Here is a 26,934-nt window from a genome sequence, read left to right as displayed (position 1 = left end):
GTCAGCGGTGCACGAGCCGCAGGAACGCGCCGATCATCGGCAGGTCCTCGGGGCTGGTGGGCAGCGCGTCCGCGAGGGCGGGGGAGTGGACGAGGTAGGCGGCCCACTGTCCGCGCGAGATCGACACGTTGAGCCGGTTCCGGTTCAGGAGGAAGTCCAGCCCGCGCGGCACCTCCTGCGGTGAGGACGCCGCCATCGTCAGGATCGCGACGGCGGCCTCCCGGCCCTGGAACTTGTCCACGGTGCCGACGGTGGTGCCCTCGAGACCGGCGGCGTCGAGCGTCTCCCGGACCGTGGCGACCTGCGCGTTGTACGGGGCCACCACGATCACGTCGGACGGCTCGAGCGGTCGGCCGGGGTCGTCCGGGCCGGTGGACCAGGTGCGGCCGAGCAGTGACCGGATGATCTCGACGACGGCCGCGGCCTCCTCCGGCGAGGACACCGCGTTGCCCGTGTGGGAGACCGGCCACGGGTGCAGCCCGGGCTCCACGCCGTCGAGGCGGCGGGCGTCCGTGACCTCCTCCCGTGCGCCGAGCCGGCCGGCGTAGGAGAGCTCGGAGACCGCGCGGGTGAGCGCCGAGTGCATGCGCCACGAGGTGTCCAGGAAGAAGCCGCGCTCGGCGCGGAGCACGGGGGCGCCCTCCGCGATCCAGGTCAGGGCCGCGTCGCCGATGGGCTGGGGGTGCTCGCCCCTGCTGACCTGGGGGAGCTGCTGCGGGTCACCCAGCAGCAGCACCGTCTCGGCCAGGGCGCTCGCGCCCAGGAGGTGCGCGAGGGAGAGCTGCCCTGCCTCGTCCACCACCAGGAGGTCGACCGGCTGGGCCGCGGCGTTCGCGAAGGTCCACGCGGTGCCGCCCAGGACCCGGCCCGGTGCCAGGAAGGCATGGACCTCCGATGAGCCCAGGGACGTCCAGCGGTGCGGTCCGTCCGGGTCCTTGGGCTCCTTGCCCACGCGGTCGGGGTCCACGCCGACGCCGATCAGCTGGTCGAGGAAGTTCTCCACCACCGCGTGGGACTGGGCGGTGACGCCGACCGTCCAGCCCCGGTCCAGGAGCTCCTTCACCGCGCGGCTGCCCACGTACGTCTTGCCGGTGCCGGGAGGGCCCTGCACGGCCACGTAGGAGCCGCGTGCGGACTCGACCGCCTCGACCAGGCCCCCGACGCCGTCCCGCCGGCCGTCTCGTACGTCCGCCCCGATCGCGGCGAGGGTCCGGCCCGCGGTGCGCGGGGCACGGCGCGCCAGGATGTCGAACACCGCTCCGTCCGGCAGTCGGCCGCGGCGGGCGGCCTCGGCGGCCTGCTCCCGGATGCGTTCGAGGAGGCCACCGGGCCGGACGTAGTTGAGGTGGAAGACCGCCATGGGCACCTCCGCGTGCGGTTCCGGCTCGTACTTGGTGCTGAGGCGCTGCAGCAGGCTGACGCGGAACCGGCCCGGTGCGATCTCCTCCACCTCGGTCACGTCCACGGGCGATCGGCTCTGCCAGCGGACGGCGTTGGGGGCCAGCTCCGCCCAGCGCGGCGGCTGCTCGTACAGGGCGTTGAGCTTGAACCTCTCCTGGCTGTTCCGACGCGGCCGGACCTCGGTGCCCGGCTCGAGGCGCCCGGTCACGGTCAGCGTCCGGGCGGGGTTGCTCCGCGGGGTGGGCCGTTCCCACGCACCCACCGACTCGACGGTGTCGAACACCAGGTTCGCGCGCGGCTCCTGCCACTCGTCCGGGGCGGACACGGCCCGATCGAACATAGCCCACCACAGCGGCTTGTTCTCCCTGGCGAAGTAGCCCAGCCCCGCGGCCAGCAGGGCGATACCGCGCCGCCCGCCGTCGAGCTCCGCCTCCGGGGCCCCCGTCCCACCCGCCTCGTCCCTCTCGGCGCCCGCCAGCGCCTGCAGCGAGGCGGCGAGGGCCGCGTCCTGCTCTTGGACCGACGGCGCGGCCTCGACCAGCGGCTCGTTCCCGGTCGCGGCGTCGTCGACGGGACGCTCCGCGACGGCGGCCTCCTCGGGCTCGACCTGCGCCCGCAGCCAGTCCCGCAGCCGCGCCGTGGAGACGCAGTCGTACCGGTTGTAGTCCTCGATGTCGGCGCGGATCGCCCTCGCGACCTCGGTGTCCCCGGCCTCCATCGCGGCGACGTACCGGTGGTACTCGGTGACGCTGTCCGCCGCCGTCGTGACGCCGTCCTCCGCCCGGTGCTCCGCCCCCATGTAGAGGGGCTCCAGCTTCTTGATGGAGTAGCTCGGCACACCGGCCCGCAGGGCGGCGCGGACCGTGGAGTAGAGGTCCACGAACAGCCCCGCGCGCAGCCAGTCGTCCAGCTCGCGCTCGCCCACACCGTGGCGCACGGTCAGGCGTTTCAGCGCGGTGACCTCGTACGCGGCGTAGTGGTAGATCCGCATCCCCGGGTGGGCCGCGCGTCGCGCCTCCACGAACGCCACGAACTGCTCGAGCGCCGCCCGCTCGGCGGCACGGGTGTCCGCCCACAGACCCGTGAACCGGAAGTCGGCCGAGGCGGTGCGCGCGGTGTCCCCACCCGGCGCCTCGACCCAGCCCCACAGGTACTCGAGGCCCTCCATGCTCCCGTCCGCGGAGACCCACAGCGGGTCCCCCTCGAAGTCGAAGAAGACGTCTCCGGCGTCCGGCGCGGGCAGCCCCGCCACGGCGCGCGGGTCCACGATCCGATGCGGCGGCAGCCCGTCCGCCCCGGCCGGCTCCAGCTGGATCGCCGCCTGTTCCCGCAGCGCCTCCCACGTGCGGCGGGCCATGCCCTCCGGCGGTGCGACGGACACCGCGAGCTGCTCGATGGTCGTGATGCCGGCCTCGCGCAGCCGGGTGCGCTGCAACCGCGTGGCCCCCGCCGTGAGCAGCACGTCCCGGTGCTCGGCGACGGCCTCCTCGCACGCCTCGCATGCGCCGCAGACGCTCAGGCGGTCGTCGCCCCAGCGAGTGGGCTCCCCGGCGGCCACGTGATCCTGCAGCAGCGCCTCCAGCCGGGCGCGCTGGTGCCGGTACACCGGGATCACCTCGTCCAGGTCCGCGACGTGCCGGGAACCGTCCCCGAGCCACAGGCTGCCCTGCCGCGCCCGCGGCACGTCCATGCCGTCCAGCAGGTCTGCGTACGCGGCGATCTGCAGCAGCGCCGTCACGCGCGCATGCCGGGCCAGCTTCGTGTCCACCACCTCGTACGCGCCCTCGGGGTGCTCCTCGTCCGTGCGGAGCACGAGGAAGTCGGCCAGGCCGCCGAACGCGCCGTCGTGCAGCATCCCCTGGAACACGACGGCGGGGCGCGCGGCCAACGCCGCCGCGGTGCGCTCGCGGGCGGCCCGCACACCCTCGGGCGTGTAGCGCTCCGGGCGGGCGAGCCGGACCACCTGGTCCGCGCCGTGCTCCGCCTCGAGGCGCGCGAGCACGCGAGACTCGTGCTCGTCCCCGAGGCGGGAGACCCGCTCGAGGAACGCGTCCTCCGCGCCGATCCGCGGGGCACGTCCGAGCGCGGGGTCCACCGTCCCGCGCAGCCACCCATAGGTACACGTGGCGGCGGCGGTGATGTCCGAGGGGCTGAGCATGAAGGAGGCGCGGTCCGGCGCGAAGGTCACCATGCGGTCACCCTAGACAGGCGCCGCGGACACGATAGGCGGGGGCCGCGCACAGGTCCCCCGGTGTGCCCCGCTCCCACGGCATGACGGCGGGGGGCGGCGCGCGTCACACACCGGACCGGACTTGACGTGGGTCACATCCAGAGAGTTACCTAATGATCGTTCAGTAATTCTCTGCGCCGCCGCGCCGGCGCGCCCGTGCCGGCAGGGAGGCCCGCCCATGACCGAGACCGCCCACCACCCCATGCTCGCGGAGGACCGCGTGGCACGGTGGCTCGGCGTCACCCTCGAGGCCGCCGAGAAGGACCACGCGCGCATCCGGATGACGCTCACCGAGGACCAGCACAACGGCTTCGGCCTGGCCCACGGCGGCGCCGTCTTCGCGTTCGCGGACACATGCTTCGCGCTGTCCTGCAACGACCCCGCCTCGGACGGCTCCACCCTCACCGTGGCCTCCGGCGTGGACGTCAACTTCCTCGCGGCCACCCGCGCCGGGCAGACCCTCGTCGCGGAGGGCCGCCTGGTCGCCGCCGCCGGCCGCTCGGCCGTCTATGACATCACCGTCACCACCGACGACGGCACCCCGGTGGCCGCCTTCCGCGGCCGCTCCCGCACCATCCCCGCCCCCGGACGCTGACCGGCGGACGCACCCGCCGGTGCGCCGCCGTCGTCGACCGCCGCCCGACCCCGCATCCCCAGGAGAACGCCATGCTCGAGGCCTCGATCCCCAACCCGTACACGCCGGCACCCCTGCCCGCCCCCGCCGACCGCGGGGCCCCGGACCCCGAGGAGACGATGAGCCGGGACCAGATCGAGGCGCTCCAGTTCGAACGCCTCCGCTGGACCCTGCACCACGCCTACGAGAACGTGCCCGCGTATCGGGAGCACTTCGACGCGCACGGCGTCCACCCCTCGGACTTCACGGAGCTCGGGGACCTCGCCAAGTTCCCGTACACGGACAAGGAGTTCCTGCGGAAGAGCTACCCGTTCGGCGCCTTCGCCGCCACGGGCCCCGAGCTGCGTCGCATCCACGCCTCCTCCGGCACCACCGGCCAGCCCACCGTGGTCGGCTATACCGACGACGACCTGGCCACGTGGGCCACCCTCGTCGCCCGCTGCTTCCGCGCCGGCGGCATCCGCCCCGGTGACCGCGTGCACAACGCGTACGGCTACGGCCTGTTCACCGGCGGCCTCGGCGCCCACTACGGCGCCGAGCGCATCGGGGCGGCCGTGATCCCGATGTCCGGCGGGCAGACGGAGAAGCAGGTGCAGCTGATCACCGACTTCCAGCCGCGCGCCATCCTCTCCACGCCCACCTACCTGCTGACCATTGCGGACGGCTTCAAGAAGCTCGGCCTGGACCCCCGCGAGTCCTCCCTCGAGGTCGCGATCCTCGGCGCCGAGCCGTGGACCGAGGAGATGCGCCGCGAGATCGAGCAGACCTTCGACCTCGACGCCCTGGACATCTACGGCCTCTCCGAGGTCATGGGCCCGGGCGTGGCCGGCGAGTCCGCGGCCACCAAGGACGGCTCCCACATCTGGGAGGACCACTTCCGCCCCGAGATCATCGACCCGCTCACGGACGAGGTCCTCGAGACCGGCCGCCACGGCGAGCTCGTCTTCACCTCGCTCACCAAGCAGGCGCTGCCGATCATCCGGTACCGCACCCACGACCTCACCCGCCTGCTGCCGGGCACCACGCACCCGGGCCACCGCCGCATGGGCCGCATCACCGGCCGCTCGGACGACATGATCATCCTGCGCGGTGTGAACCTGTTCCCGTCGCAGATCGAGGAGCTGGCCCTCAAGGAGCCGGCCCTGTCGCCGCACTTCACCCTCGAGATCACCCGCCCGGACCGCATGGACCAGATGGCCGTGAACATCGAGCGCCGCGATCATGCGACCCTCGAGGAGGCCCAGGCCTGCGCCGCGCACCTGCGCATGGAGATCAAGACGAAGATCGGCTCCTCGTGCGTGATCAACGTGGTGGAGCCGGAGACCCTCGCCCGCTCCTCCGGCAAGCTCAAGCGCATCTACGACCTGCGCGACCAGGCCTGATCCCGTCCCCGCGGCCGAACCCGACGCCGGCGTGCCCGGTAGAGTGGACCGGTGCACCGTCGTCGTCGTCGGCGTCCGCCCGCCCCCGAAGGAGCCCCGTGCCCCAGAGCAGCCCCACCCCGCGCCGCGGCCGGCCCGGCTATGACCGGCAGACGCTGCTGGCCGAGTGCGTCGAGCTTTTCAACCGGCACGGCTACGAGGCGACGTCCATGGGCATGCTCGCCACCCACCTGGGCATCTCCAAGTCCGCGATCTACCACCACGTGGAGTCCAAGGAGGCGATCCTCGACCACGCGGTGACGGAGGCGCTCGACGCCCTCGAGGCGTGCCTGGACGATGTGGTGGCCAGCGGGGACGACGCCGGCGCGCAGGTCGAGGCGGCCATCCGCGGCACGCTCGGGGTGCTGGCGGAGAAGCAGCCCGAGGTGACCCTGCTGCTGCGCCTGCGCGGGAACTCGGCGGTCGAGGTGGCCGCCGTCGAACGCCGGCGCGAGATCACCCGGCGTCTGGGCGACCTGCTCGAGGCAGCCCAGGCCGCGGGGGCGGTGCGCTCCGACGTGAGCCCGCGCAACCTCGCCCGCCTGGCGCTCGGCATGATCAACTCGATCGTCGACTGGTACCGGCCGGATCGCGGCGCCCCCGGCCAGCAGGGACCGGGCCAGATGATCGACGCCGTCACGGGCGTGGTGCTCGGGGGTCTGCGGGGCTGAGGGCCCTCAGCCCTCGCCGTCGAGCGCGGCGAGCACGTCGGCCACGATCGAGGCCGCACGGTCCTCGGCGTCCGCGGGCACCCCGCCGTCCGCGTCGGCCTGGGCCACGGCCACGGTCCGGTCGCCGTCCTGCACGGCCGTGAGGTGGGCGTAGACGGACCCCCCGGGGGCCGGGATCGCCGTGTACCCGGTGCCGCCCTCGTGCTCGGTCCGCGTCACGCTCTCCACGCCGAGCCCGGCCAGGTCCACCCCGGTGCAGGCCTGCGCCGCCGCCCGGGCGTCCTCCAGGGCGGCGCGGGCGGCCTCCTCCGTGGGGTACACGGTGACGCGCACGCCGAGCGGAGTGACCTCGGCGTCGGGGGACGCCGTGAAGGAGGGCGCCGGCGTCGTGGTGGGCCCGCCGCCGGTGGTGGCGGCCGTCTCCGGCTGGGCCGTGAGCCCCAGGTCCGCCGCCCCGGCCTCGGCGTCCCGCTCCAGGGCGGAGCGGGTGGCGTCCAGGCAGGCCTGCTGTTCCGCGCTGCGGGTGGGCGCCGGGCTCGCGCCGGCGTCGACCGCCTGCTCCAGTCCGTCGGCCCGCTGGCGCAGCTCCGTCTGCCGCTCCAGCGGCGAGGCGGCGCTCAGCCCCACCTCGGACCCCGGCCCCGCGGCCCGCTGCACGGCGGCCTGCACCGCCAGGGTCCGCTGCCCGTCCAGCGCGGGGGGCATCTCGAGGGACAGGCTGCTGGAGGCGGAGGCGCTGGCCGTGCTCTCCGCCGCGCCCGTGCTCTCCGTGGAGCTGCTGGCCGCGGGTGACGTGGACGCGGACGAGGCCGCCGTCGTCGTGGACGACACCGACGACGGGGCGGGGGAGGAGGGCTCCGCGCCGCCGCCGCCCGCGCACCCGGTGAGGGCGAGTGCGCCCACGGCGAGGGCGCCGAACAGGGGGAGTCGGGAGGTCGTCATGGCCCGACTCTACGTGCGCTGTGACGGATGCCACAAGGAAGCGGCGGGGGCACGCAACGGGGCCGCCCGATGCGTGGTGCGCACCGGACGGCCCCTGATCCGTCAGCGGAGGAGGTCAGCCGAGCGGGGTGTCCTTGTCGCCCAGGTTCCAGTCCTCCACCGGGCCGAGGTTCTCCCCGTCCGGCCCGTAGCGGTAGAACCCCTGGCCGTCGGCCACGCCGCTGTGGCCCTCGGCGATGCTCTTCTCGAGCAGCTCAGCGAAGCCGAGCTGCCAGTCGACGCCCGTGTTGCGGGAGACGTTGGCGGCCACGTGGAAGCCCACGATGTCATAGGTCTGGAACGGGCCGCGCTCGTTGCCGGTGGCCACGCGCCACGTGCGGTCGATGTCCGCCGGGTTGCCCACTCCGTGCATGTACAGCTTGGAGCCGGCCTGCAGCCACGGGATGAGCAGGGAGTTGAGGAAGTAGCCCGGGATCTCCTTGCGCACGTGCACGGGGACCATGCCGGTCTCCTCGGCGAACTGCAGGGCTCCCGCGACGGCCTCCGGCGAGGTCGCGGCGGTGCCCATGACCTCGGCGGTGTTCTGCGCCCAGATGCGGTTGGCGTAGTGCAGGGCCAGGAAGCGCTCCGGATGGCCGCTGGCGTCGGCGAAGTCCGAGGGCAGCAGGGAGGAGGTGTTCGTGGCGAACAGGGTCGTGGCGGGGGCGAGCTCGCCCACCTGGGCCCACACCTTGCGCTTGAGCTCCAGGTTCTCCGGGACGGCCTCGACCACGATGTCCGCATCCGCCAGGGCCTCGCCGAGGTCCGAGGTCGGCGTGATGCGGGCGATGGCCTCGTCGAAGCGCTGCGGGTCGTAGCCCTCCCCGAGGTCTGCTTCGTAGCCCTGGCGGATCCACGCCCAGCGGCGCTCGATCCCCTCGAGGGCGGCGGGGACGGCGTCGTAGGCCATCACCTTCTTGCCGTGGTACGCCGCCTGCATGATGATCTGCGAACCCAGCACGCCGGTGCCCAGCACGGCGACCTGCTCGAAACGGGTGAACTCGGACATGTGTGTCGACCTTCTTCTCTCGCGGTCCGAATGGGACGTACAGGTGAACGCCCCGGGCACGCTCCTTGTTCCCGGGGACGACGACGGGCCGCCCGGCGCGCAGCGGGCGCACGGGACGGCCCGTCGAAGCAGGGGGGCTCAGCCCTGGGAGGTCTCGGACGGGGCCATTGGCCAGGTCTTGGCCACGAGCGTCAGCACGTCGTACTGGGCGCAGAGCTCGTCCTTCTGGTTGTGGATCCGGCAGTCCCAGGCCACCTCGCCGTACTCGTCGCTCACGCGCGGGGTGATGCGCTTGGCCGTCAGGGTCACGCGGATGGCGTCGTCGTAGGTCACCGGCGTGATGAAGCGCAGGTTCTCCAGGCCGTAGTTGGCCAGCACCGGGCCCGGATCCGGGGCCACGAACAGCCCCGCGGCCCACGAGACCAGCAGGTAGCCGTGGGCCACCCGGCGCGGGAAGAACGGGTTGGCCATGGCGGCCTCCTCGTCCGTGTGGGCGTAGAACCTGTCCCCGGTCTCCTCCGCGAAGGCGGTGATGTCCTCCAGGGTGACGGTGCGCAGGCCGGAGGCGAACTGGTCGCCCACCGTCAGCTCGGCCAGGGACTTGTAGAACGGGTGCACGGCCGTGCCGGCCTCCACGTCCTCGCGCGTCACCGTGTGGGCCGCGGCGCCCTGATGCCACACGCCGGTGATGGCCGTGAGCATGTCCGGGGAGCCCTGGATCGCCGTGCGCTGCATGTAGTGCTTCACGGCGCGGACCCCGCCGAGCTCCTCGCCGCCGCCGGCGCGGCCGGGGCCGCCGTGGATCAGCACCGGCACGGGGGCGCCGTGACCGGTGGTGGTCGTGGCGGTCTGGCGGTTCAGGACGTGCACGCGGCCGTGGTGGGCGCCGATCCCGGCGGCGAACGCGCGGGCGGTCTCACCGTCGTTCGTGGCGACCGTGGCCACGAGCGAACCCGACCCCAGGGCGGCCAGGGCCACGGCGTCGGCCACGTCCGTGTAGCCGATCACCGAGGTGACCGGACCGAACGCCTCGACGCTGTGCACCTCGGGGGTGCGCGCGTCCTCGAAGGTGAGCACCGTGGGGGCGAAGAACGCGCCGGACTCGGCGTCGGCGTCGCCGGTCGAGCCCTCGGGGCCGCCGAGGCGGACCTGACCGCCGGCGTCGACCAGGCGCTGCACCGCGCCGCGGACCTCGCCTTGCTGCTCCTTCGAGGCCAGGGCGCCCATGGTGGTGCCCTCGACGCGCGGGTCGCCCAGGACGACCCTCGCGGCCAGGCGCTCGGTGAGGGCGGCGGTCACGGCCTCGACCCGATCCTGCGGGACGATCACCCGGCGGATGGCCGTGCACTTCTGGCCGGCCTTGACCGTCATCTCCTGGAAGACGACCTTCACGAACGCCTCGAACTCGGGGGACTCCGGGTCCGCGTCCGGGCCGAGGATGGCGGCGTTGAGGGAGTCGGTCTCCGTGGTGAAGCGGACGCCGCCCTCCTGCACGTTCGGGTGCTTCTTCAGCGTGGCCGCGGTGGCGGCGGAGCCGGTGAACGCGACGTGGTCGCGGTAGTCCAGGTGGTCCAGCAGGTCGCGGGCGGAGCCGGAGATCAGCTGGATCGAGCCCTCGGGCAGCACGCCGGACTCGAGCATCAGCTCGACGCACTTCTGCGTGACGTAGCCGGTGGGGGTGGCCGGCTTGACCACGGTGGGCACGCCCGCGACGAAGGCCGGGGCGAACTTCTCCAACATGCCCCACACGGGGAAGTTGAAGGCGTTGATCTGCACGGCCACGCCCGGGATGCGCTGGTAGATGTGCTCGCCGATGAAGGAGCCGTCGCGGGAGAGGGGCTCCACGTCGCCGTCGATGATCACGGTGGAGTTCGGCAGCTCGCGGCGGCCCTTGCCGGAGAACGTGAAGAGGGTGCCGATGCCGCCGTCGACGTCGAAGGCGTGGTCGCGCTGCGTGGCGCCGGTGGCGAAGGAGACGTCGTAGAGCTCCTGGACGCGGGAGTTCAGGTAGAGCGCGAGCTCCTTGAGCTTGAGGGCGCGCTCGTGGATGGTCAGCTCGCCCAGGGCCTGCTGGCCGACGGTGCGGGCGTGCTCGATGGCGGCGGCCGTGTCGAGGCCGTCGGTGGAGACGCCGGTCAGGCGCGCGCCGGTGTTCGCGTCCGTCACGTCGGTGACCTTGGACGGGTGCGACGGCGTCCACCAGCTGCCGGCGACGTAGCTGGGGAGGATCTCCGGGAGGGAGGGGGCGGTGACGGTCACGGGGTCTCCTGGTGTCGGGGGCGCGGACGAGTCCCGACCGATCGGTCGGTTATTGCTCCTCACCCTAGCCGAGACGTGGATCACGCGGGAGGGGGAGCCGGGCGGGTGACGCCGTCGTCGTGGAGAGGGCTTCGCCGCGCAAGCCGTGGCGCCCGGGCCCGCAGACACGCCGCTACCGCCAGGACGTAGCGGCGTGTCTGCGGGCCTCGGCGGGGCGTCGTCCACAGATCCCGGCGGACGACGACGGCGGCCCGCCCGGATCGGGCACGCTCGGCCCATGCCCCGCTCGCCCGCGCCCCTGCCTCCGATGCGCTGCGGACTGGACGGCCTCCTCCGCGCTCCGACCGTGTTCTCGACCCCGGCCGCGCGCGAGGCGGGCGTGAGCGCGGCCCGGCTGCGGCGCGGGGACGTGGTCTCCCTCGGCTGGGGGCTCTGGGGCCGGCGCGGCGTCGAACCGGACCCCATGGACCATGTGCGGGCACTGCAGGATCTGCACCCCGAGGGCGTGTTCAGCCACGTCACGGCCGCCAGGGTGCTCGGCCTGTGGCTGACCGGGCCGCTCGCCGCCGACCGGTCCGTGCACGTCGCGACCCCGCGCGGCCACGGCACCGCGTCGAGCCGGGCCGGGGTCCGCTCACACCGCCTCCGCGCCGACGCACCGGTGCGGATCGTGGACGGGGTGCGCGTGACCGCACCGGGGTGGATCTTCGTGGACCTCGCCGCGCAGGCCGGGCCGCTCGACCATCTCGTCGCGCTGGGGGACAGCATGGTGCGGACCGCCCCGACGGAGGCCCGCCGCCGTCGGCTGCCTCCCGGGGTGACGGACGTGGCCGAGCTGCGCGCCGCCGTCGAGGAACGCGGACGGGTGCGCGGGATCCGCGCGGCCCGGGAGGCGCTGGAGCTCGTCCGCCCCGGAGCCGACTCGCCGCAGGAGAGCCGACTGCGGGCGCGGCTCGTCCTGGACGGCGTCCCCGAGCCCGCAGTGAACCCGTGCATCCGCCTCGCCACGGGACAGCGGCTCCGCGTGGATCTGGTGTGGGCGGAGGCCAAGGTGGCGGTCGAGTACGACGGCGATCAGCACCGCACGGATCGCCGGCAGTGGCGTGAGGACCGCGAGCGGGACGCGGCCCTGCGCGCGGAGGGGTGGGAGGTGATCCGGGTGACCGCCGACGTGTTCCGGCCAGGGCACTGGGAGCTGTTCGTGCGGCAGCTGCGGGGCCTGGTGGCTGCGCGGACCCCGCCGGGCCGAGTGCCGCCGTCGTGGATCTGACCCGCCCAGGCCTGCAGACACGCCGCTACCGCCAGGGCGTAGCGGCGTGTCTGCGGGCTTCGGCGAGAGGGGCGGGAGCCTCGGGCCGGCGCCGACCCCCTGCCCCTCGTCCTCGGACCGGCGTAGAATCGAGCACCGGTCCTCTCGGACCCGCCCCACCCCCTCATCCGGAGAGTCCTGCCGCATGCTGCGCACCATGTTCCACGCCAAGATCCACCGGGCCACCGTGACCCAGGCGGACCTGCACTACGTGGGCTCCGTGACCGTGGACCAGGACCTGCTGGACGCCGCGGACATCCTCCCCGGCGAGCTCGTGTCCATCGTGGACGTCACCAACGGCGCGCGACTGGAGACCTACACCATCGCGGGCGAGCGGGGCTCCGGCGTGCTCGGCATCAACGGCGCCGCCGCCCACCTGGTGCATCCGGGGGACATCGTCATCCTCATCGCCTACGGGCAGATGGACGACGACGAGGCTCGCAACTTCCAGCCCAAGGTCGTCCACGTGGACGCGGACAACAGGATCGTCGAGCTCGGCATCGACCCCGCCGACGGTCTCCTCGACGGCCTCTCCCGCCCGCCGCTGTCCCGCGAGTGGAACGAGGCCCAGGCCGAGCTCTGAGCCGGCCGGGGCGCCGGGCCGTCATGGACGAGTCGTTCGAGCAGGATCAGCGGTCGGCACGGCCTTGGCCCCGAGCGCCCGACGCGCGGAGCGCATCGCGGCCGCGTGGCTGAGGCCCATCGCGGCGCGGGCGCCCGGCACACGGGCCACGGCGCGCATCCAGCGCGAGGTCAGCACCACCTCCTGCTCCCACACCACGATGCAGCGCGTCGCGCGTCTGGCCGGGGCGCCGTCGTCGTGGACGGTGACCCGCACGGTGCCCGTCAGGTCCCCGCTCAGGTGCGCGACCAGAAGGCCGCGGGCGCGGTCGTCGATGAGACGCTCCATCGTCAGGCGCACCGGCACGAACCCGCGCAGCCGGACCGCGGCGCGGTCGGGGCCCAGGCGATGGGCGCGCGGGACGGCCGGCCACCAGCGTGGGTAGCCGGCCGGGTCGGCGAGCAGGGCCAGCACGGACCGGGCGTCCGCGGGGACGGCCCAGCGGTGGGTGAAGCGGAAGGGGCGGTCGACCGACATCAGACCCGGCCGAAGATCTCGGGGTCCACGGGGCGCCGGGTGCGGGGGAGCCAGAGCCGCTGGTCCAGGTGATGGCCGGGCGTGTTCGCCACGGGCAGGGCCGTGCGCAGCAGCGTGGGCTCGTCCATGCCCGCCACGTTAGCCGCGCCCGCCCCGCCCCCGCACTTTCGAACGTGATATCGGGGGAATGGGCGCTTTCGAACGGGAGATAGGGCCTATCTCACGTTCGAAAGCGCCTGCCCCGGGGGCTCAGCGGTAGTCGAAGAAGCCCTTGCCGGACTTCCGGCCGAGCTCGCCGCGGGCCACCATGTCCCGCATGAGCTGCGGCGGGGCGAAGCGCTCACCCAGCTGGGACTCGAGGTACTCCGCGATGCCCAGGCGCACGTCCAGGCCCACGATGTCGGTCAGCGCCAGCGGGCCGACCGGGAACTTGTAGCCCAGCACCATGGCGGCGTCGATGTCCTCGGGGGAGGCTACGCCCTCCTCGACCATGCGGATGGCCTCGAGCGCGATCGCCACGCCCAGGCGCGACGAGGCGAAGCCCGGTGCGTCCTTGACGACGACGGGGGTCTTGCCGAGCCCGCGGACCCACTCGGTGGACAGGGCCTGGAGCTCCGCACCGGTCTGCTCGCCGATCACGACCTCCACGAGCTTCGAGGCGGGCACCGGGTTGAAGTAGTGCAGGCCGCAGAAGCGCTCGGGACGCTGCAGGTGCGAGGCGATCTCGTCGATGGACAGGGAGGAGGTGTTGCTGGCCAGCCAGGCGTCCTCGCGCAGGTGGGCCTCGACGTCGGTGAGCGCCTCGATCTTCACCTGCATGTCCTCGAACACGGCCTCGACCACGAGGTCGCAGCGGGCGAAGTCGGCGCGGTCCACGGAGACGGTCAGGCGCTGCGCCCACTCGTCCAGGTCGCCGTCGATCTTGCCGCGCTCGAGGGAGGCGGCCAGGTCGGCCTCGATGCGCTCCTTGGCGGCCTGGGCCGACTGCGGGTCGCGCTCGACGACGACCACCTCGGACGAGCCGGAGACGAGGAATGCGTGGGCGATGCCGCCGCCCATCCGGCCGCCGCCGAGGACGCCGACGACGGCGGGCACGGAGGACGGAGCGGTGTCAGGGGTGTGCTGCTGATCGGTCATGTCAGTCCTCACTTCTTCTTGCGGTCCAGGAACGCCTGCATGCGCTCGAACTTGGCCTCGGACTCGAACAGGATGGCCTGCGCGATCTCGTCCACGTGGGGGTGGGCCTCGCGAGGGAGGTGGAAGACGCGCTTGGACAGCCGCACCGCCAGCGGGTCCTGCTGCGCGATGCGGTCGGCGAGGGCGTCGGCGGCGTCGAGGAGGGCGTCCGGCTCGTGCAGCTCGGTGACGAGCTTGAGCTCGAGGGCCTCCTGCGCGTCCAGGAGCCGTCCGGCGAGCAGCAGCTCGAGGGCCACCGGCTCACCCACCAGCTCCTTGAGCCGCCACTGGGCGCCCGCAGCGGCCGTGATCCCCAGACTCGTCTCGGGCTGGCCCATCTTCAGCGCCGGGGTGGCGATGCGGAAGTCGGCCGCGTAGGCCAGTTCCGCGCCGCCGCCGAGGGCGAAGCCGTCGATCGCCGCGATCACGGGCATGGGCAGCCGGTGGATGCGGTCGAAGACCTGCGAGTTCACACCGCGCAGGGCGTCGTCGCGGCGGCGCTCGCGCAGCTGTCCGATGTCCGCGCCGGAGGCGAAGATGCCGGAGAACGTCCCCGGCTCGCGCTTCGACTCCACCTGTGTGCCCGAGATGATCAGGATCTTCGGCTCGCGTTCGAGGTGGGCGCAGAGTTCGTGGAACTCGTCGACCATGGTCTGGTCGATCGCGTTGCGCACGCCCGGGCGGTCCATGCGCGCGTGGACGCGGTCCTCACGCTCCTCGACGCGCAGTGCCGTGAAGTGGCTGAAGCCGGTCATCTGCTCAGACCCTCTCGACGAGCATCGCGGAGCCCTGGCCCACGCCCACGCACATCGTGGCCAGGCCCCTGTCCGCGCCCTCACGCTCCATCCGACCGAGCAGCGTGACCACGAGACGCGACCCCGAGGAGCCCAGCGGATGGCCCAGGGCGATCGCGCCGCCGTCGGCGTTGACGGTCTCCGGGTCCAGACCGAGGCGCCGCATCGAGGCCAGGGACTGGGTGGCGAAGGCCTCGTTGAGCTCGACGGCGCCCAGGTCCGCCACGGACCAGCGGGAGCGCTCGAGGGCCTTCTCGGTGGCCGGGACGGGGCCCAGACCCATGATCTCGGGGGCCAGGCCCGCCGAGGTGGACTCCACGACGCGGGCCCGCGGGGTCAGGCCGTACTTCTGCGCGGCCCGCTCGGAGACGACGAGGATCGACGAGGCGCCGTCGTTGAGGGAGGAGGAGTTGCCGGCGGTGACCACGCCGTCCTTCTTGATGATCGGGCGCAGGCCGGCGAGCACCCCGGGGGTGGAGCCGGGGCGGGGGCCCTCGTCCGTGTCCACGATCGTCTCGGCGCCCTTGCGGCCCGTGACGACGACGGGCACGATCTCGTCCTCGAAGCGGCCGGCCTCGATGGCGGCCAGCGCACGCGCATGCGAGCGGGCGGCGAAGGCGTCGGCGTCCTCGCGGGTGATGCCGTCCACCTCGCCGACCTCCTCGGCGGTCTCCGGCATGGAGAAGGTGAACTTCTCCCCGAACTCGCCGTCCGCGAAGCGCGGGTTCACGAAGCGCCAGCCGATCGCGGTGTCGAAGGCCGCACCGGGCTTGGCGAACGCCGTCGTCGGCTTCTCCATCACCCAGGGGGCGCGGGACATCGACTCCACGCCGCCGGCCACGACGACGTCGGCCATCCCGGAGCGCACCATCGCGGTGGCGATGCCGATCGCGGACATGCCCGAAGCGCAGAGACGGTTCACGGTGATGCCCGGGACGGTGTCCGGGAAGCCGGCCAACAGCCAGGCCATGCGGGCGACGTTGCGGTTCTCCTCGCCCGCGCCGTTGGCGTTGCCGAGGATGACGTCGTCCACGACCGACGGGTCGATGCCGGCGTCCTCGATCACGGCCTTGATGGTCAGGGCGGCGAGGTCGTCGGGGCGGACGGAGGAGAGGGCGCCGCCGTACTTGCCGACGGGCGTGCGGCGACCGCCGACGAGCAGGGCCTGGGACTGTGCGGACATGGAGACTCCTTGAGTGACCGACAACGGGGCGGGCGCGGCGAATTACCGACCGTGCGTTCAGGTTCAGTATCCCGGGCCGGTGTGACGGGGGTCAACTGCGGGGCGGGTGTGACGGGACAGGGACGAGCCCGCGCGGAGGCCCGCAGACGCGCCGTTACGTCCCCGAGATAGCGGCGTGTCTGCGGGCCTCGGCGCCGGTCCGGTCGCCCACGACGACGGCGCGCCCTTCCGGAGGAGGACGCGACGTCGTCGTGGGGTGGGGACGGGCGAAGCCCGTCAGGCGGGCCGGATCAGGCCGGGACCACCGGGTGGGAGCGGGTGGCGACGACCTGCTCGTCGTGCAGCTCGCGGTCCTGGATGCCCTTGGGGACGAACAGGACGGCGATGAGCGAGATCGCGGAGATCACGATGATGTACCAGGCCACGTTCTCCCAGCCGGTCTTCACGAGCTGGTCGGCGAGCAGCGGGGCGAAGGCGCCGCCGATGATGGTGCCGAGCGCGTAGCCGATGGAGACGCCGGAGAAGCGGACGCGGGCCGGGAACATCTCGGCGTACATCGCCGACTGCGGACCGTAGGACGGACCCAGGCCGAGGGTCAGGACGAACAGGCCCAGTGAGAACATCGGCAGAGACGCGGTGTTGAGCAGCCCGAACAGCGGGAAGGCCCAGACGATCAGGAAGCCGTAGCCGAGGACGAAGGTCAGCTTGCGGCCGATCTTGTCCGAGATCCAGCCGCCGAGCAGGGTGAAGATGAACCAGCCGACGCCGCCGATGAGGCTCGCGATGAGCACCTCGGAGGAGGTCATGCCCAGACCCTTCGGACCGCCGTACTTCGAGAACCACGCGATGAGCAGGTAGCCGACGCCATTGTTCGCGGCGAAGATCACGGCGGCGAGGATGACCTCCTTGGTGTGGTGCCGGAAGAGCTCGCCCAGCGGGGCAGACTCGTCCACCTTGAGCTGCTGCATCTCCTTGAAGACCGGGGACTCCTCCACGGCCTTGCGGATCAGGTAGCCGACGACGATCAGCACCACGGAGATCAGGAACGGGATGCGCCAGCCCCAGGTGAGGAACTGCTCCTCGGACATGGTGGAACGCACGATGAACAGCACGCCGGTGGCCAGGATCATGCCCAGCGGCACGCCGATCTGCGGGGCGGAGCCGAACAGGCCGCGCTTGCCGTGGGGGGCGTGCTCCACGGACAGCAGCGCCGCGCCGCCCCACTCGCCGCCGGCGGACAGGCCCTGCAGCAGGCGCAGCGCGACGAGCAGGATCGGGGCCCACACGCCGATCTGGGCGTAGGTGGGCAGCAGGCCGATGAGGGTGGTGGCCAGGCCCATGCCGATCAGCGTGAGGGACAGGACGAACTTGCGGCCGAAGCGGTCACCGAGATGGCCGGCGACGATCGCGCCAAGCGGGCGGATGAGGAAGGAGATGCCGAGGGTGGCCCACGCGGCGATCTGGGAGCCGCTCTCACCCATCGGCTGGAAGAAGAGGGCGGCGAAGACGAGCGCGGTGGCCTGGGCGAAGATGAAGAAGTCGTACCACTCGATGGTGGTGCCGACGACGGTGCCGGCGATGACCTTGCGCTCCTCGCGGCGATCGCGCGCGGGGGCGGTCGCCGCGGGGGATGCGACGGTGTGGCTCATGGGTGCTCCTGGGATGCGGGGCGGCGGCCGACCGTGAGACGGCGGCGGGACGGTGTGGTTCCCGACCGCTCGGTCGGGAAGTGACACCCGTCACCGTATACGATCCTCTGTGACTCACGCCACGATCCGAGCTGATGACGGGAATGTGACGCGGCCGGGACAACGACGGCGCCGCGCCCCTCGTGCGAAGGGTGCGGCGCCGTCGTCGGTGGCGGGGTGCGGCGGCTCAGCCGCGGCCGGTGAACTCCGGCTTCCGCTTCTCCTGGAAGGCCTGGAAGCCCTCGGCGTAGTCGGCGGTGCCGCAGAGCTCGCCCTGGGCGATGTTCTCCGCGTCGAGGGACTCCCACAGGCCCACGCGCCGGTCGCGGACCTGGGCCACGAGCTCCTTCGACGCGCGGAACGCGAGGGTCGCGCCGGAGGCCACCTGGGCGACCTTCGCACGGGTGAACTCGAGCAGCTCGTCCGCGGGCAGGGCCCGGGAGAACAGCCCGGCCTGGACGGCCTCGACGCCCGAGAGGAGCTCGGCCGTGTAGATCAGGTCCAGGGTGCGGTGCGCGCCCAGGCGCTCGGTGAACAGCCAGTGGCCGCCGGAGTCCAGGGTGGCCCCGAGGTTCGCGAACGGCGAGCCGATCTTCGCGTCCTCGGCCACGTACACCACGTCCGTGGCGATCGCGAGGCCCAGGCCCACACCCAGGCAGGCGCCCTGCACCGCCGCGAAGGTGGGCACCGGGATCTCGGACATGGCCCGCAGCACCGGGGTGACCTTGTCCCGCAGGTAGGCGGTGGCGTCGTCCTCGGCCGGGACCACGGCGGAGATGTCGCGGCCCGCGCAGAAGCCGCGGCCCTCGCCGCGCAGCAGCACGGCCCGGACCTCGCCGGACTCGACGCCGGCGGCGGCCCGCTCGTAGGCGGCCTGGAGTTCGGCCAGCGCGGCCTCGTCCAGGGCGTTCATCCTCTGGGGGGCGTCCAGCACGATCTCGGCGACGCCGTTCTCGACGGTGATCTCGATCATCGGGGGCTCCTTCGGTCTCGTGGGCGGGCGCTCAGGCGTCGAAGTCCAGCGTGATCGAGTCGGAGGTCGGGCGGGTCTGGCACGTGAGCACGTAGCCCTTCTCCACCTCGTCCTTCTCGAGCGCGTAGTTCTCGTCCATCTCGTACGCGCCGTCGACGACCTTGGCGCGGCAGGTGCCGCACACGCCGCCGGCGCAGGCGAAGGGCACGTCCGAGCGGACGCGCAGCGCGGCGTTGAGGACCGTCTCGTGGGCGGACTGGGGGGACTCGACCTTGGCGGTGAGGCCGTCGAGGTTGAACTCGATGGTCACGTTGTCGCCCTTCGGGTCCACCTCCACCACGCGGCCGGAGTGGCCCTGCGGGTTCTCCGGGCGGCCGGTGGTGAACAGCTCGAAGCGCACGTCGTCCTCGGACACGCCGCGGGCGGCGAGCGTCTCACGCGTGAGCTGCACGAGCTCGAACGGGCCGCAGAGGAACCACTCGTCGGTGCCCTCCACGTCGATCACGCGGTCCAGGAGGGTGGTGAGCTTGTCCTCGTCGATGCGGCCGGAGAGCAGCGGGGACACGCGCTGCTCGCGGGAGAGCACGTGGTGCACCGTGAACCGGGCCGGGTACTTGTCCTTGAGGTCGCCGATCTCCTCGGCGAACATCACGTCCATGGCGGAGCGGTTCGCGTAGATCAGGTCGAAGCGCGAGGTCTCGGAGGCCGCGAGCACGGCCTTGGCGATCGCCATGATCGGGGTGATGCCCGAGCCGGCCGCGAACGCCACCAGGTGCGTGTCCTTCTTCTCCGCGACCTTCTCCGCCGCCACCTTCTGGGCGTCGTTGAGAGAGGTGACGTGCGTGCGGGACGTGAACGCGCCCTGCGGGTTCATCACGTCGATCTTCTCGCCGACCTCGAGGCTCTCGTTGGCCCACGTGGAGAACTTGCCGCCGATGTCCTTCTTCACGGCCACGCGGATCTCGCCGCGCTTCGGGACGGCGCAGATCGAGTAGGAGCGGCGCACCTCGGCGCCGTCGAGCTCCTTGCGCAGGGCCACGTACTGGCCCGGCACGTAGTCGTAGTCGTCGGCGAGCTCCTCGGGCACCGCGAAGGTGACCTCCACGGAGTCGTCGGTCAGGCGGCGCAACTCGGACACCTCGAGGGTGTTGAACGTGGCGCGGCGCTTGCCGGTGGTGGGGACGTCGGTGGTCTCGGTCATCAGTGCACCTTGAAGTAGTCGAAGGGCTCGAGGCACTCCCGGCAGGTGTAGAGGGCCTTGCAGGAGGTGGAGCCGAAGCGGGTGATCTCGCGGGTGTTCAGGGAGTGGCAGCGCGGGCACTTCACGGCCATGCCGATCCTGATCGGGCCGTCCGTGGTGCGCGCGACGGGCGGGGCGATGCCGTACTCGTTGAGCTTGGCCTTGCCCTCGTCCGTCATCCAGTCCGTGGTCCACGCCGGCTGGAGCACCAGGCGCACCTCGGTGTCGGGGAACCCGGCGCGCTCGAGCGCGCGGGTGACGTCCGTGGTGATGGTGTCCATGGCGGGGCAGCCGGAATAGGTGGGCGTGATGACGACGACGGCCCTCTCGCCCTCGACCCGTGCCTCCCGGAGGATCCCCAGGTCCGCGATGGACAGCACGGGGATCTCCGGGTCGTGCACGGTGGAGGCCGCATCCCAGACCCGCGCGTCGGCGGGATCGGCGGGGCGCAGCTCGCTGGCGGTGGTCACCAGGTCGCTCCCGGGTGACGGCGCGCCAGGGACTGCATCTCCGCGAGGATGTACCCGCGGTACTCGCTCATGGCGCCGGAACGGTCGCCGCCGCGGGCGGTGCCCGTCGTCGGCACGGTCAGGCCGGCCTCCTCGATGGCCGCGCGGATGCGGGTCATCGTGGGCTCCTCGAGCGAGGACGGCAGCACGGCGACGCCCTGCTCGGCGAGGGCGCGGACGACGTCGTCGTCGTGGAAGAGCTCGGCCACGTAGGGCCACAGCTCGTCCAGGCCGCGCTGCATGCGGCGCTTCGACTCCTCGGTGCCCAGGCCCAGGCGCTGCAGCCACAGGGCGGCGTGGTCCTGGTGGTACAGGACCTCCTTGAGGGCCTTGTCCGCGATGGCGGCGAGCGTGGGGTCGGCCGACTCGCGCAGGCGGGTGTACAGCTCGTACGAGTAGAACGAGTAGTACAGCTGGCGGGCGATGGTCTTGGCGAAGTCGCCGTTCTCGGCCTCCACGAGGCGGACGGAGCGGAACTCCTCCTCGTCGCGGAAGTACGCGAGCTCGTCCTCGGTCTTGCCCCACGCGGTGCCGGCGTAGGAGAGGAGGAAGCGGGCGTGGCCCACGAGGTCCAGGGCGATGTTGCCCAGGGCGATGTCCTCCTCGAGTTCCGGGGCGCGCGAGATCCACCAGGACAGGCGCTGGCCGAGCATCAGGGCGTCGTCACCGAGGGCGAGGGCGTAGCGGGCGACGTCGTCGCTCGCCTTCTGCTCGCCCGCCGCGATCTCCTCGGCGGTGATGGCCACGCCCGCGGAGTGCCTCGTGGCGGAGTCGTTGGTCGCGAAGCTCACAGGTGCGGCACCCCCTCGGACTGCTGGTAGTAGGTGGCGTGACGGTAGGACTTGCCCTGCGCGGACTCGAAGAAGCCGCCCTTGGAGTCCGGGTCTGAGGCCGCGATGGCCTCGGCCGGGACGACCCACACGGAGGTGCCCTCGTTGCGGCGGGTGTACAGGTCACGCGCGTTGCGCAGCGCCAGGGTGGCGTCCGGGGCGTGCAGCGAGCCGGCGTGCACGTGGGAGAGGCCGCGGTTGGCGCGGACGAAGACCTCCCACAGGGGCCAGGCGTGGGAGGCGGCGGTGGTCTCGCTCATGGGTCAGGCTCCGATCAGGTGGGTCTCGGCCGGCGCGTTCTGCTCGGCCTGGCGGCGGGCGTAGGCGGCGGCGGCCTCGCGGACCCAGGCGCCCTCCTCGTGGGCCTGGATGCGGCGGGCCATGCGCTGGGTGTTCATGGGGCCGTTGCCCTTGATCACGGACATGAACTCGTCCCAGTCCAGCTCGCCGAAGTCGTAGTGGCCGCGCTCCTCGTTCCACTTCAGGTCCGGGTCCGGCAGGGTGAGGCCGAGGGCCTCGGCCTGCGGGACGATCATGTCCACGAAGCGCTGGCGAAGGTCGTCGTTGGAGAAGCGCTTGACCTTCCACGCCATGGACTGGCGGGAGTTGGGGGAGTCCTCGTCCGGCGGGCCGAACATCTGCAGGGCCGGGCCGTAGAAGCGGTCCACGGCGTCCTGGGCCATCTGCTTCTGCTCCGGGGTGCCGTGCGAGAGCTCGTAGAGGATCTCCCAGCCCTGGCGCTGGTGGAACGACTCCTCCTTGCAGATGCGCACCATCGCGCGGCCGTACGGGCCGTAGGAGGCGCGGCACAGCGGCACCTGGTTGCAGATCGCGGCGCCGTCGACGAGCCAGCCGATCGCGCCCATGTCCGCCCAGGTGCGGGCCGGGTAGTTGAAGATCGAGGAGTACTTCGCGCGGCCGGAGAGCAGCTGCGCGTTCAGCTCGTCCCGCGGGGTGCCGAGGGTCTCGGCGGCGGAGTACAGGTACAGGCCGTGGCCGGCCTCGTCCTGGACCTTGGCCATGAGGATCGCCTTGCGCTTCAGGGAGGGGGCTCGGGTGATCCAGTTGGCCTCCGGCTGCATGCCGATGATCTCGGAGTGCGCGTGCTGGGAGACCTGGCGGGTCAGGGACCTGCGGTACGCCTCGGGCATCCAGTCGCGGGGCTCGATGCGTGAGTCCTCCGCGATCAGGCGATCGAAGTTCTCCTGGCCGGCCGCATCCTCGGGGGACGGGACGGAGGCCAGGTGCTGGGGGGAGCTGGTCTGCGTCATGGGGATCACCTCACGCTGAGTGCGGGCTGGTTCCGTGGTCAGGGCGCACCGGGGCGCATCGAATTACTGACCGCTCGTTCAGAATAGGCCAGGGTGTGACCTCGGTCAACACGCCGGGGCGCGCGGGGCCCGGGTGCGACGCGGCCGCCGGGACGGTGCGGGAGGGTTGGCTCCTGCACAGGCGTCCCGACGGCGTCCCCCATCCCCGGATCGTCCCTCGCCGCGGTTGCGGGACCCGGGCCCTCCCTACGGTGGCCGCATGTCACCCCTCACCGGACCTCAGCAGATCGCCACGGCCCTGCGGGCCGCCGGACTCGACGACGACGCCGCCCGCCTGGCCGCGTGGGCCGACCCCGCCCGGCGCGAGCGGGAGGCCGCCGAGCAGGCCCTCGCCGACCTCGCCGTGGCCCAGACCCAGCTGCGCACGGCGCTGGGCGGGCTGGTCAGCGCCGCCACGGACGTGCGCTCGGCGATGCACACGGCATGGCGCGGGGAGGCCGCCGGCGCCTATGGGGAGGCCGTGCGGCGGGCGGCGACCCTGGCGGCGGAGCTCGAACGGGAGGCCGGGGAGTGGCTCGCCCTGCGGGCCACCGCCGAGCGGGACGCCGAGGACGCGCGCCGGGACGCGGAGGCCCGGCAGCGGGCGGCCGAGGAGACGGCGCTGGCCGTCCTGCGCTCGCTGGCGGTGGCGGCGTGACCGGCGGGCGGGGTGCCGGCCCGGGGGCGGTGGCCTTCAGCACGCACGGCGGCCCGGGCTCGATCTACGCGGAGGCCGAGGAGATGCGCGTCGTGGCCGGGCGGCACGAGCACGCCGCCGACGAGGCGGCCGGAGCCTCGTGGCAGGTCGACGCGGCCGCCTTCGGGCTGGGCCGGTCGGCCGCGTGGCTCGCCTCCGCCGCCCTGCTGCAGGACCGGCTGGTGGAGGCGGTCGGTCGGGTGCGGAGCCTGTCGGAGCAGTGCGCCGAGCTGCACCGTGACCTGCTCTCGGCGGCGGCCCGCTACGAGGAGACCGAGCGCGCGGCGGCCGGCATCACGGCCGCCGAGGACGCCTCCCTGGAGGAGCTGCCGGCGCTGCTCTGGCGGGACGGCCATGACGGCCTCACCACCCGCGAGGCGGAGCGGCTCGTGCAGGACCTCGTCCAGGCGGTGCCCGAGGCCATCGTGGCCGCCCTGCTCACGGCCGCCGGCTTCCCCCTGCTCGCGGCCCTGGCGCGGATCGACGTGAAGATGCTGACGAGGGCGCAGAAGCGCGTGCTGAAGCGGCCCGTCTCCTCCGCGGCGAAGAAGGGGACGGATGCTGCGTCGGACCTCACCGAGGCGCTGCGGGTCTCCCCGGACGAGGCATGGACCGCGGTGGCGGACGCCCTGACCCTCGCCGGCGCGGCGCCCCGGGGCGCGGTGACCCCGCACGGGGCGCCGCAGGACCGGCCGACGGCGCCCGCCCTGCTGGACGGCTCGGCCACGGGGCTGGCCTCTCTCATCCCGCGCGAGGAGGGGGACGGCGACCTCACGGTCACGGAGGTGGTGCGAGAGAACGGGAGCCGCGCCTGGGTGGTGGGCCTGCCGGGCACCCGCGGCGGCCTGATCCCGGATCCCGAGTCGACCGACCCGTGGGACGCCGGCGGACTGCTGGACGCCCTCGGCTCCGAGTCCGAGGTCACGGCCCCGGCGGTGCGGGCGGCGCTCGAGGCGGCCCGCGTCCCGCACGGTGCCCCGCTCGTCCTGGCCGGCTACTCCCAGGGCGGGGTGCACGCCGTCAACCTGGCCGGGCGCGATGACTTCACGTCCGTGTATCCCGTGGCCGGCGTCATGACGGTCGCTGCGCCGTCCGGCAACGCGGTGGAGACCGGGCGGACCGCGGTGCTGGAGTTCTCCTCGGACGGGGACCTGGCCGTCGCCGCGGACGGGGCGCCCACCCCCGTCTCATCGCGCCGGGCCGAGGTGGTCTTCCACCCGGCCGGCCACGGGTGGGATGCGCCCGGGGGCGGCTTTCGGACCGCCTCTCCGCTGGCGGTCGAGGACGACCTGGGCGTCGCCCACGACTTCGACGCCCAGGTGGACCTGATCCGGCAGTTCGAGGCCGCCGAGCCCGCGTCCCGGGCGGAGGTCGCCGGGCTCTCCGCCGCGTTGGCCGGGCTGACCGCCGGCACCGTGGCCTCGAGCCGGGCGGTGCGCCTGCGCCGCACGCCGCCCGAGCGGGACCACCTGCCCCCGGGATCCCGGTGAGCGCGCCGGCGGCGGGGCGCCCGCCGCCGCCCGCTCAGTTCGCGTCGAGCAGCACGCCCGCGAAGAACGCGTTCAGGCGGTCGACCTCGTCCAGGCCGAAGACGCCGGAGACGTACTGGTCCGGGCGGACCACGACGACGGCGCCGTCACGGCTGATGCCGCGGGCCTCGAAGATGTCCTCGCCGTGCGTGGGCCGGCACGTGGCGAAGATGTTGTTCAGGTCGTGCAGGCCGAGGGAGCCGGTGGTCGGCCGGAAGATCGACGGCACGTCCGGGTGGGCGAACTCGGTCTGCTTCTGCTGGTACACGACCTTGATGTCGAAGCAGGCGTCCTCCGGCCCGTCCGACGGGGTGTGGCGGTTGCGGAAGGACCGCGGGTCCTCCACGATCGCCTTCGCCCACGCCGCGACCTTCGAATCCTCGGCGCGCGGGGAGGCGGCGTCGGCGAACACGTACACGCGCCAACGGCCGTCCGCGCGGTGCAGGTGGCCCAGGTGCTTGACGTTGGTGTCGCACGAGCGCTCCACCAGCGCCGACTTGAAGCGCTTGCCGATGGGGTAGCCCTGCGCCAGCGCCTGACCGGTGGCGTCCGTGGTGAGGAGGGAGGGCCGGTACTCCGTCATGAAGCCGGCCGGGAACTCGGCGGTCTTCGTGTAGAACTCGGCCACCTCGTTCGGGTCGCCCAGCTCGGAGGTGGGCTTGGCCATGAGCGTCGACCACTCCTTGTCGAAGTCGATCAGGTTCTTGGCGATCTCCTTGCGCTCCTCCGAGTAGGTCGGCACGAGCTCGACCGGGGCCATCCCGGAGAGCACCTGGCCGAGCTTCCAGCCGAGGTTCCAGCCGTCCTGCATGGACACGTTCATGCCCTGGCCGGCCTTCGCGGAGTGGGTGTGGCAGGCGTCGCCGAGCAGGAACACGTTGGGGTGGGCCACGCGCTCGCGGTTGTCGAAGCCCGAGGTGAGGCGGTGGCCCACCTCGTACACCGAATGCCAGGCGACCTCCTTCACGTCCAGCGTGTAGGGGCGCAGGATCTGCTGGGCCCGGCGGATGATCTCCTCGAGCGGGGTCTGGCGCACCCTGTGGTCGTCGTCCGCCGGGACCTCGCCGAGGTCCACGTACATGCGGAACAGGTGGCCGCCCTCGCGGGGGATCAGGAGGATCGAGCCGCTGGACGAGTGGATCGCGCACTTGGTGCGGATGTCCGGGAAGTCCGTGTCGGCCAGCGCGTCCATGACGCCCCACGCGTGGTTCGCGGCGTCGCCGGTCAGGGTGTGGCCGATCGCCTTGCGGACGCGAGAGCCCGCGCCGTCCGCGCCCACCACGTACTTGGCGCGCACCTGGCGGGTCGGGCCCGAGGCGGGGTCCTCGAGGGCGTTGCCCTCGGCGTCCACGGTGCGGCGCAGGGTCACGAGCACGGGGTGCTCGCCGTCGTTCGTGTCCTCGAGGGTTTCGAAGGCCCAGCCGTAGTCCGGCCGCGCGCGGGTGGGGGAGTTCTTCATGTACTCGGCGAACCAGTCCAGGATGCGGGCCTGGTTCACGATCAGGTGCGGGAACTCGGAGACGCCCTCCGGGTCGTCCTCGGCCAGCGAGGTGCGCACGATCGTGTCCGCGTCGTCCTCGGCCGGGTTCCAGAACGCCATGGAGGTCAGGTCGAAGGCCTCGTCGATGATCTCGCTCGCGAAGCCGAAGGCCTGGAAGGTCTCCACGGAGCGGGCCTGGATGCCGTCCGCCTGGCCGATCTCGAGGCGGTGGGGGCGGCGCTCGATGATGCGGGTGTGGACGTCCGGGAACATCGCGAGCTGGGCGGCGGCGATCATGCCGGCCGGGCCAGAGCCGACGATCAGCACGTCCATCTCGTCCGGCAGCTCGGCGGGGCGGTCCAGGCCGATGCCGGCCGCCACCTGGACGCGCGGGTTCGTGGAGACGTAGCCGTGGTGGTGGAAGAGCATGGGGGTCCTTTCGCTGCGGGGGGATGTCGCTGCGCGGCACGTGCCACCCGACGGTGTGTTCTCTCAGAGAACACGGTGTTCT

24 protein-coding genes are annotated in these 26,934 nt (G+C 72.9%); 7 read left to right on the top strand and 17 right to left on the bottom strand.

What is annotated here, in order from left to right; translation table 11 throughout:
* Position 1 precedes the first annotated feature (1 nt).
* Complete coding sequence (locus AC0VX2_RS10400) at positions 2-3,592, bottom strand: TM0106 family RecB-like putative nuclease (RefSeq protein WP_070708499.1); 3,591 nt, start codon at positions 3,590-3,592, stop codon at positions 2-4.
* A gap of 217 nt (positions 3,593-3,809) precedes the next feature.
* Here AC0VX2_RS10400 and AC0VX2_RS10395 point away from each other — a divergent pair, with 217 nt between their 5' ends.
* The 3 genes from AC0VX2_RS10395 (at position 3,810) to AC0VX2_RS10385 (ending at position 6,357) form a co-directional block, all read left to right on the top strand.
* A complete protein-coding gene (locus AC0VX2_RS10395; protein ID WP_070708796.1) occupies positions 3,810-4,226 on the top strand; it encodes a PaaI family thioesterase in 417 nt (138 codons plus the stop codon).
* A 71-nt stretch (positions 4,227-4,297) separates the two neighbouring features.
* The gene (locus AC0VX2_RS10390) at positions 4,298-5,647 is read left to right on the top strand and encodes a phenylacetate--CoA ligase family protein (protein WP_070708797.1); all 1,350 of its coding nucleotides are present in this window, start codon (positions 4,298-4,300) and stop codon (positions 5,645-5,647) included.
* A gap of 98 nt (positions 5,648-5,745) precedes the next feature.
* A complete protein-coding gene (locus AC0VX2_RS10385; RefSeq protein ID WP_070708798.1) occupies positions 5,746-6,357 on the top strand; it encodes a TetR/AcrR family transcriptional regulator in 612 nt (203 codons plus the stop codon).
* 6 nt (positions 6,358-6,363) lie between these two features.
* Here AC0VX2_RS10385 and AC0VX2_RS10380 read toward each other — a convergent pair whose 3' ends face one another.
* The 3 genes from AC0VX2_RS10380 to paaZ all read right to left on the bottom strand — a co-directional run bounded on the left by AC0VX2_RS10380 (position 6,364) and on the right by paaZ (position 10,606).
* Positions 6,364-7,299, bottom strand: coding sequence for a hypothetical protein (locus AC0VX2_RS10380; RefSeq protein ID WP_070708799.1), 936 nt, complete (start codon positions 7,297-7,299; stop codon positions 6,364-6,366).
* Positions 7,300-7,414: 115 nt separating this feature from the next.
* Positions 7,415-8,347, bottom strand: a complete 933-nt coding sequence (locus tag AC0VX2_RS10375; protein WP_070708800.1) for a 3-hydroxyacyl-CoA dehydrogenase — start codon at positions 8,345-8,347, stop codon at positions 7,415-7,417.
* A 138-nt stretch (positions 8,348-8,485) separates the two neighbouring features.
* The gene (gene paaZ / locus AC0VX2_RS10370; RefSeq protein ID WP_101965947.1) at positions 8,486-10,606 is read right to left on the bottom strand and encodes a phenylacetic acid degradation bifunctional protein PaaZ; all 2,121 of its coding nucleotides are present in this window, start codon (positions 10,604-10,606) and stop codon (positions 8,486-8,488) included.
* 277 nt (positions 10,607-10,883) lie between these two features.
* On the opposite strand from paaZ, the gene AC0VX2_RS10365 reads away from it, so the two are divergent.
* Together AC0VX2_RS10365 and panD are read left to right on the top strand one after the other, a co-directional pair.
* The gene (locus AC0VX2_RS10365) at positions 10,884-11,876 is read left to right on the top strand and encodes a DUF559 domain-containing protein (protein WP_101965946.1); all 993 of its coding nucleotides are present in this window, start codon (positions 10,884-10,886) and stop codon (positions 11,874-11,876) included.
* A 184-nt stretch (positions 11,877-12,060) separates the two neighbouring features.
* Positions 12,061-12,498 (top strand): aspartate 1-decarboxylase, encoded by a 438-nt coding sequence (panD, locus tag AC0VX2_RS10360; RefSeq protein WP_101965945.1) that lies wholly within the window; start codon positions 12,061-12,063, stop codon positions 12,496-12,498.
* Positions 12,499-12,519: 21 nt separating this feature from the next.
* On the opposite strand, the gene AC0VX2_RS10355 is transcribed toward panD, so the two are convergent.
* The 12 genes from AC0VX2_RS10355 to paaA form a co-directional block, all read right to left on the bottom strand.
* Complete coding sequence (locus AC0VX2_RS10355; RefSeq protein ID WP_101965944.1) at positions 12,520-13,014, bottom strand: SRPBCC family protein; 495 nt, start codon at positions 13,012-13,014, stop codon at positions 12,520-12,522.
* Positions 13,014-13,142, bottom strand: coding sequence for a hypothetical protein (locus tag AC0VX2_RS10350; RefSeq protein WP_255420486.1), 129 nt, complete (start codon positions 13,140-13,142; stop codon positions 13,014-13,016). Before AC0VX2_RS10350 ends, AC0VX2_RS10355 begins: the two co-directional genes overlap by 1 nt.
* A 121-nt stretch (positions 13,143-13,263) precedes the next feature.
* Positions 13,264-14,151, bottom strand: a complete 888-nt coding sequence (locus AC0VX2_RS10345; protein ID WP_127435150.1) for a 3-hydroxyacyl-CoA dehydrogenase family protein — start codon at positions 14,149-14,151, stop codon at positions 13,264-13,266.
* An 8-nt stretch (positions 14,152-14,159) separates the two neighbouring features.
* Complete coding sequence (locus tag AC0VX2_RS10340; protein ID WP_127435151.1) at positions 14,160-14,945, bottom strand: enoyl-CoA hydratase/isomerase family protein; 786 nt, start codon at positions 14,943-14,945, stop codon at positions 14,160-14,162.
* 4 nt (positions 14,946-14,949) lie between these two features.
* Positions 14,950-16,167 carry a thiolase family protein gene (locus AC0VX2_RS10335; RefSeq protein ID WP_144818950.1) on the bottom strand — a complete coding sequence of 406 codons (1,218 nt, stop codon included), beginning with the start codon at positions 16,165-16,167 and terminating at the stop codon, positions 14,950-14,952.
* 290 nt (positions 16,168-16,457) lie between these two features.
* Complete coding sequence (locus AC0VX2_RS10330; RefSeq protein WP_144820234.1) at positions 16,458-17,816, bottom strand: MFS transporter; 1,359 nt, start codon at positions 17,814-17,816, stop codon at positions 16,458-16,460.
* 226 nt (positions 17,817-18,042) lie between these two features.
* Positions 18,043-18,828, bottom strand: a complete 786-nt coding sequence (locus AC0VX2_RS10325; protein WP_144820233.1) for an enoyl-CoA hydratase/isomerase family protein — start codon at positions 18,826-18,828, stop codon at positions 18,043-18,045.
* A gap of 31 nt (positions 18,829-18,859) precedes the next feature.
* Positions 18,860-20,029: a 1,2-phenylacetyl-CoA epoxidase subunit PaaE gene (gene paaE / locus AC0VX2_RS10320; RefSeq protein ID WP_144820232.1), complete on the bottom strand. Its 1,170-nt coding sequence runs from the start codon at positions 20,027-20,029 to the stop codon at positions 18,860-18,862.
* Positions 20,029-20,538: a 1,2-phenylacetyl-CoA epoxidase subunit PaaD gene (gene paaD, locus AC0VX2_RS10315; protein ID WP_144820231.1), complete on the bottom strand. Its 510-nt coding sequence runs from the start codon at positions 20,536-20,538 to the stop codon at positions 20,029-20,031. The genes paaE and paaD overlap by 1 nt, the downstream gene beginning before the upstream one ends.
* Positions 20,535-21,368 (bottom strand): 1,2-phenylacetyl-CoA epoxidase subunit PaaC, encoded by an 834-nt coding sequence (gene paaC, locus AC0VX2_RS10310; protein ID WP_041102600.1) that lies wholly within the window; start codon positions 21,366-21,368, stop codon positions 20,535-20,537. The genes paaD and paaC overlap by 4 nt, the downstream gene beginning before the upstream one ends.
* Positions 21,365-21,667, bottom strand: a complete 303-nt coding sequence (gene paaB / locus AC0VX2_RS10305) for a 1,2-phenylacetyl-CoA epoxidase subunit PaaB (protein WP_020624884.1) — start codon at positions 21,665-21,667, stop codon at positions 21,365-21,367. Before paaB ends, paaC begins: the two co-directional genes overlap by 4 nt.
* A 3-nt stretch (positions 21,668-21,670) precedes the next feature.
* Positions 21,671-22,678 (bottom strand): 1,2-phenylacetyl-CoA epoxidase subunit PaaA, encoded by a 1,008-nt coding sequence (paaA, locus tag AC0VX2_RS10300; RefSeq protein ID WP_144859535.1) that lies wholly within the window; start codon positions 22,676-22,678, stop codon positions 21,671-21,673.
* A gap of 259 nt (positions 22,679-22,937) precedes the next feature.
* Here paaA and AC0VX2_RS10295 point away from each other — a divergent pair, with 259 nt between their 5' ends.
* Together AC0VX2_RS10295 and AC0VX2_RS10290 are read left to right on the top strand one after the other, a co-directional pair.
* Positions 22,938-23,375, top strand: a complete 438-nt coding sequence (locus AC0VX2_RS10295; protein ID WP_144859538.1) for a hypothetical protein — start codon at positions 22,938-22,940, stop codon at positions 23,373-23,375.
* Positions 23,376-23,404: 29 nt separating this feature from the next.
* Positions 23,405-24,904 carry a hypothetical protein gene (locus AC0VX2_RS10290; RefSeq protein ID WP_251393480.1) on the top strand — a complete coding sequence of 500 codons (1,500 nt, stop codon included), beginning with the start codon at positions 23,405-23,407 and terminating at the stop codon, positions 24,902-24,904.
* Positions 24,905-24,938: 34 nt separating this feature from the next.
* Here the strand turns inward: AC0VX2_RS10290 and AC0VX2_RS10285 are convergent, their stop codons facing one another.
* Positions 24,939-26,852, bottom strand: coding sequence for an FAD-binding monooxygenase (locus AC0VX2_RS10285; RefSeq protein WP_102708666.1), 1,914 nt, complete (start codon positions 26,850-26,852; stop codon positions 24,939-24,941).
* Between the last annotated feature and the right edge of the window lie 82 nt (positions 26,853-26,934).

The sequence above is a fragment of the Micrococcus sp. iso_239 genome (assembly GCF_056173395.1).
The sequence above is the reverse complement of the archived record's forward strand: the minus strand, read 5'-3'. Positions and strand labels throughout refer to the sequence as shown.

Coding starts and splice junctions, on each gene's coding strand:
- AC0VX2_RS10400 (WP_070708499.1), bottom strand. CDS start 3,592: ATGGTGACCTTCGCGCCGGACCGCGCCTCCTTCATGCTCAGCCCCTCG.
- AC0VX2_RS10395 (WP_070708796.1), top strand. CDS start 3,810: ATGACCGAGACCGCCCACCACCCCATGCTCGCGGAGGACCGCGTGGCA.
- AC0VX2_RS10390 (WP_070708797.1), top strand. CDS start 4,298: ATGCTCGAGGCCTCGATCCCCAACCCGTACACGCCGGCACCCCTGCCC.
- AC0VX2_RS10380 (WP_070708799.1), bottom strand. CDS start 7,299: ATGACGACCTCCCGACTCCCCCTGTTCGGCGCCCTCGCCGTGGGCGCA.
- AC0VX2_RS10375 (WP_070708800.1), bottom strand. CDS start 8,347: ATGTCCGAGTTCACCCGTTTCGAGCAGGTCGCCGTGCTGGGCACCGGC.
- AC0VX2_RS10365 (WP_101965946.1), top strand. CDS start 10,884: ATGCCCCGCTCGCCCGCGCCCCTGCCTCCGATGCGCTGCGGACTGGAC.
- panD (WP_101965945.1), top strand. CDS start 12,061: ATGCTGCGCACCATGTTCCACGCCAAGATCCACCGGGCCACCGTGACC.
- AC0VX2_RS10355 (WP_101965944.1), bottom strand. CDS start 13,014: ATGTCGGTCGACCGCCCCTTCCGCTTCACCCACCGCTGGGCCGTCCCC.
- AC0VX2_RS10350 (WP_255420486.1), bottom strand. CDS start 13,142: ATGGACGAGCCCACGCTGCTGCGCACGGCCCTGCCCGTGGCGAACACG.
- AC0VX2_RS10345 (WP_127435150.1), bottom strand. CDS start 14,151: ATGACCGATCAGCAGCACACCCCTGACACCGCTCCGTCCTCCGTGCCC.
- AC0VX2_RS10340 (WP_127435151.1), bottom strand. CDS start 14,945: ATGACCGGCTTCAGCCACTTCACGGCACTGCGCGTCGAGGAGCGTGAG.
- AC0VX2_RS10335 (WP_144818950.1), bottom strand. CDS start 16,167: ATGTCCGCACAGTCCCAGGCCCTGCTCGTCGGCGGTCGCCGCACGCCC.
- AC0VX2_RS10330 (WP_144820234.1), bottom strand. CDS start 17,816: ATGAGCCACACCGTCGCATCCCCCGCGGCGACCGCCCCCGCGCGCGAT.
- AC0VX2_RS10325 (WP_144820233.1), bottom strand. CDS start 18,828: ATGATCGAGATCACCGTCGAGAACGGCGTCGCCGAGATCGTGCTGGAC.
- paaE (WP_144820232.1), bottom strand. CDS start 20,029: ATGACCGAGACCACCGACGTCCCCACCACCGGCAAGCGCCGCGCCACG.
- paaB (WP_020624884.1), bottom strand. CDS start 21,667: ATGAGCGAGACCACCGCCGCCTCCCACGCCTGGCCCCTGTGGGAGGTC.
- paaA (WP_144859535.1), bottom strand. CDS start 22,678: ATGACGCAGACCAGCTCCCCCCAGCACCTGGCCTCCGTCCCGTCCCCC.
- AC0VX2_RS10295 (WP_144859538.1), top strand. CDS start 22,938: ATGTCACCCCTCACCGGACCTCAGCAGATCGCCACGGCCCTGCGGGCC.
- AC0VX2_RS10285 (WP_102708666.1), bottom strand. CDS start 26,852: ATGCTCTTCCACCACCACGGCTACGTCTCCACGAACCCGCGCGTCCAG.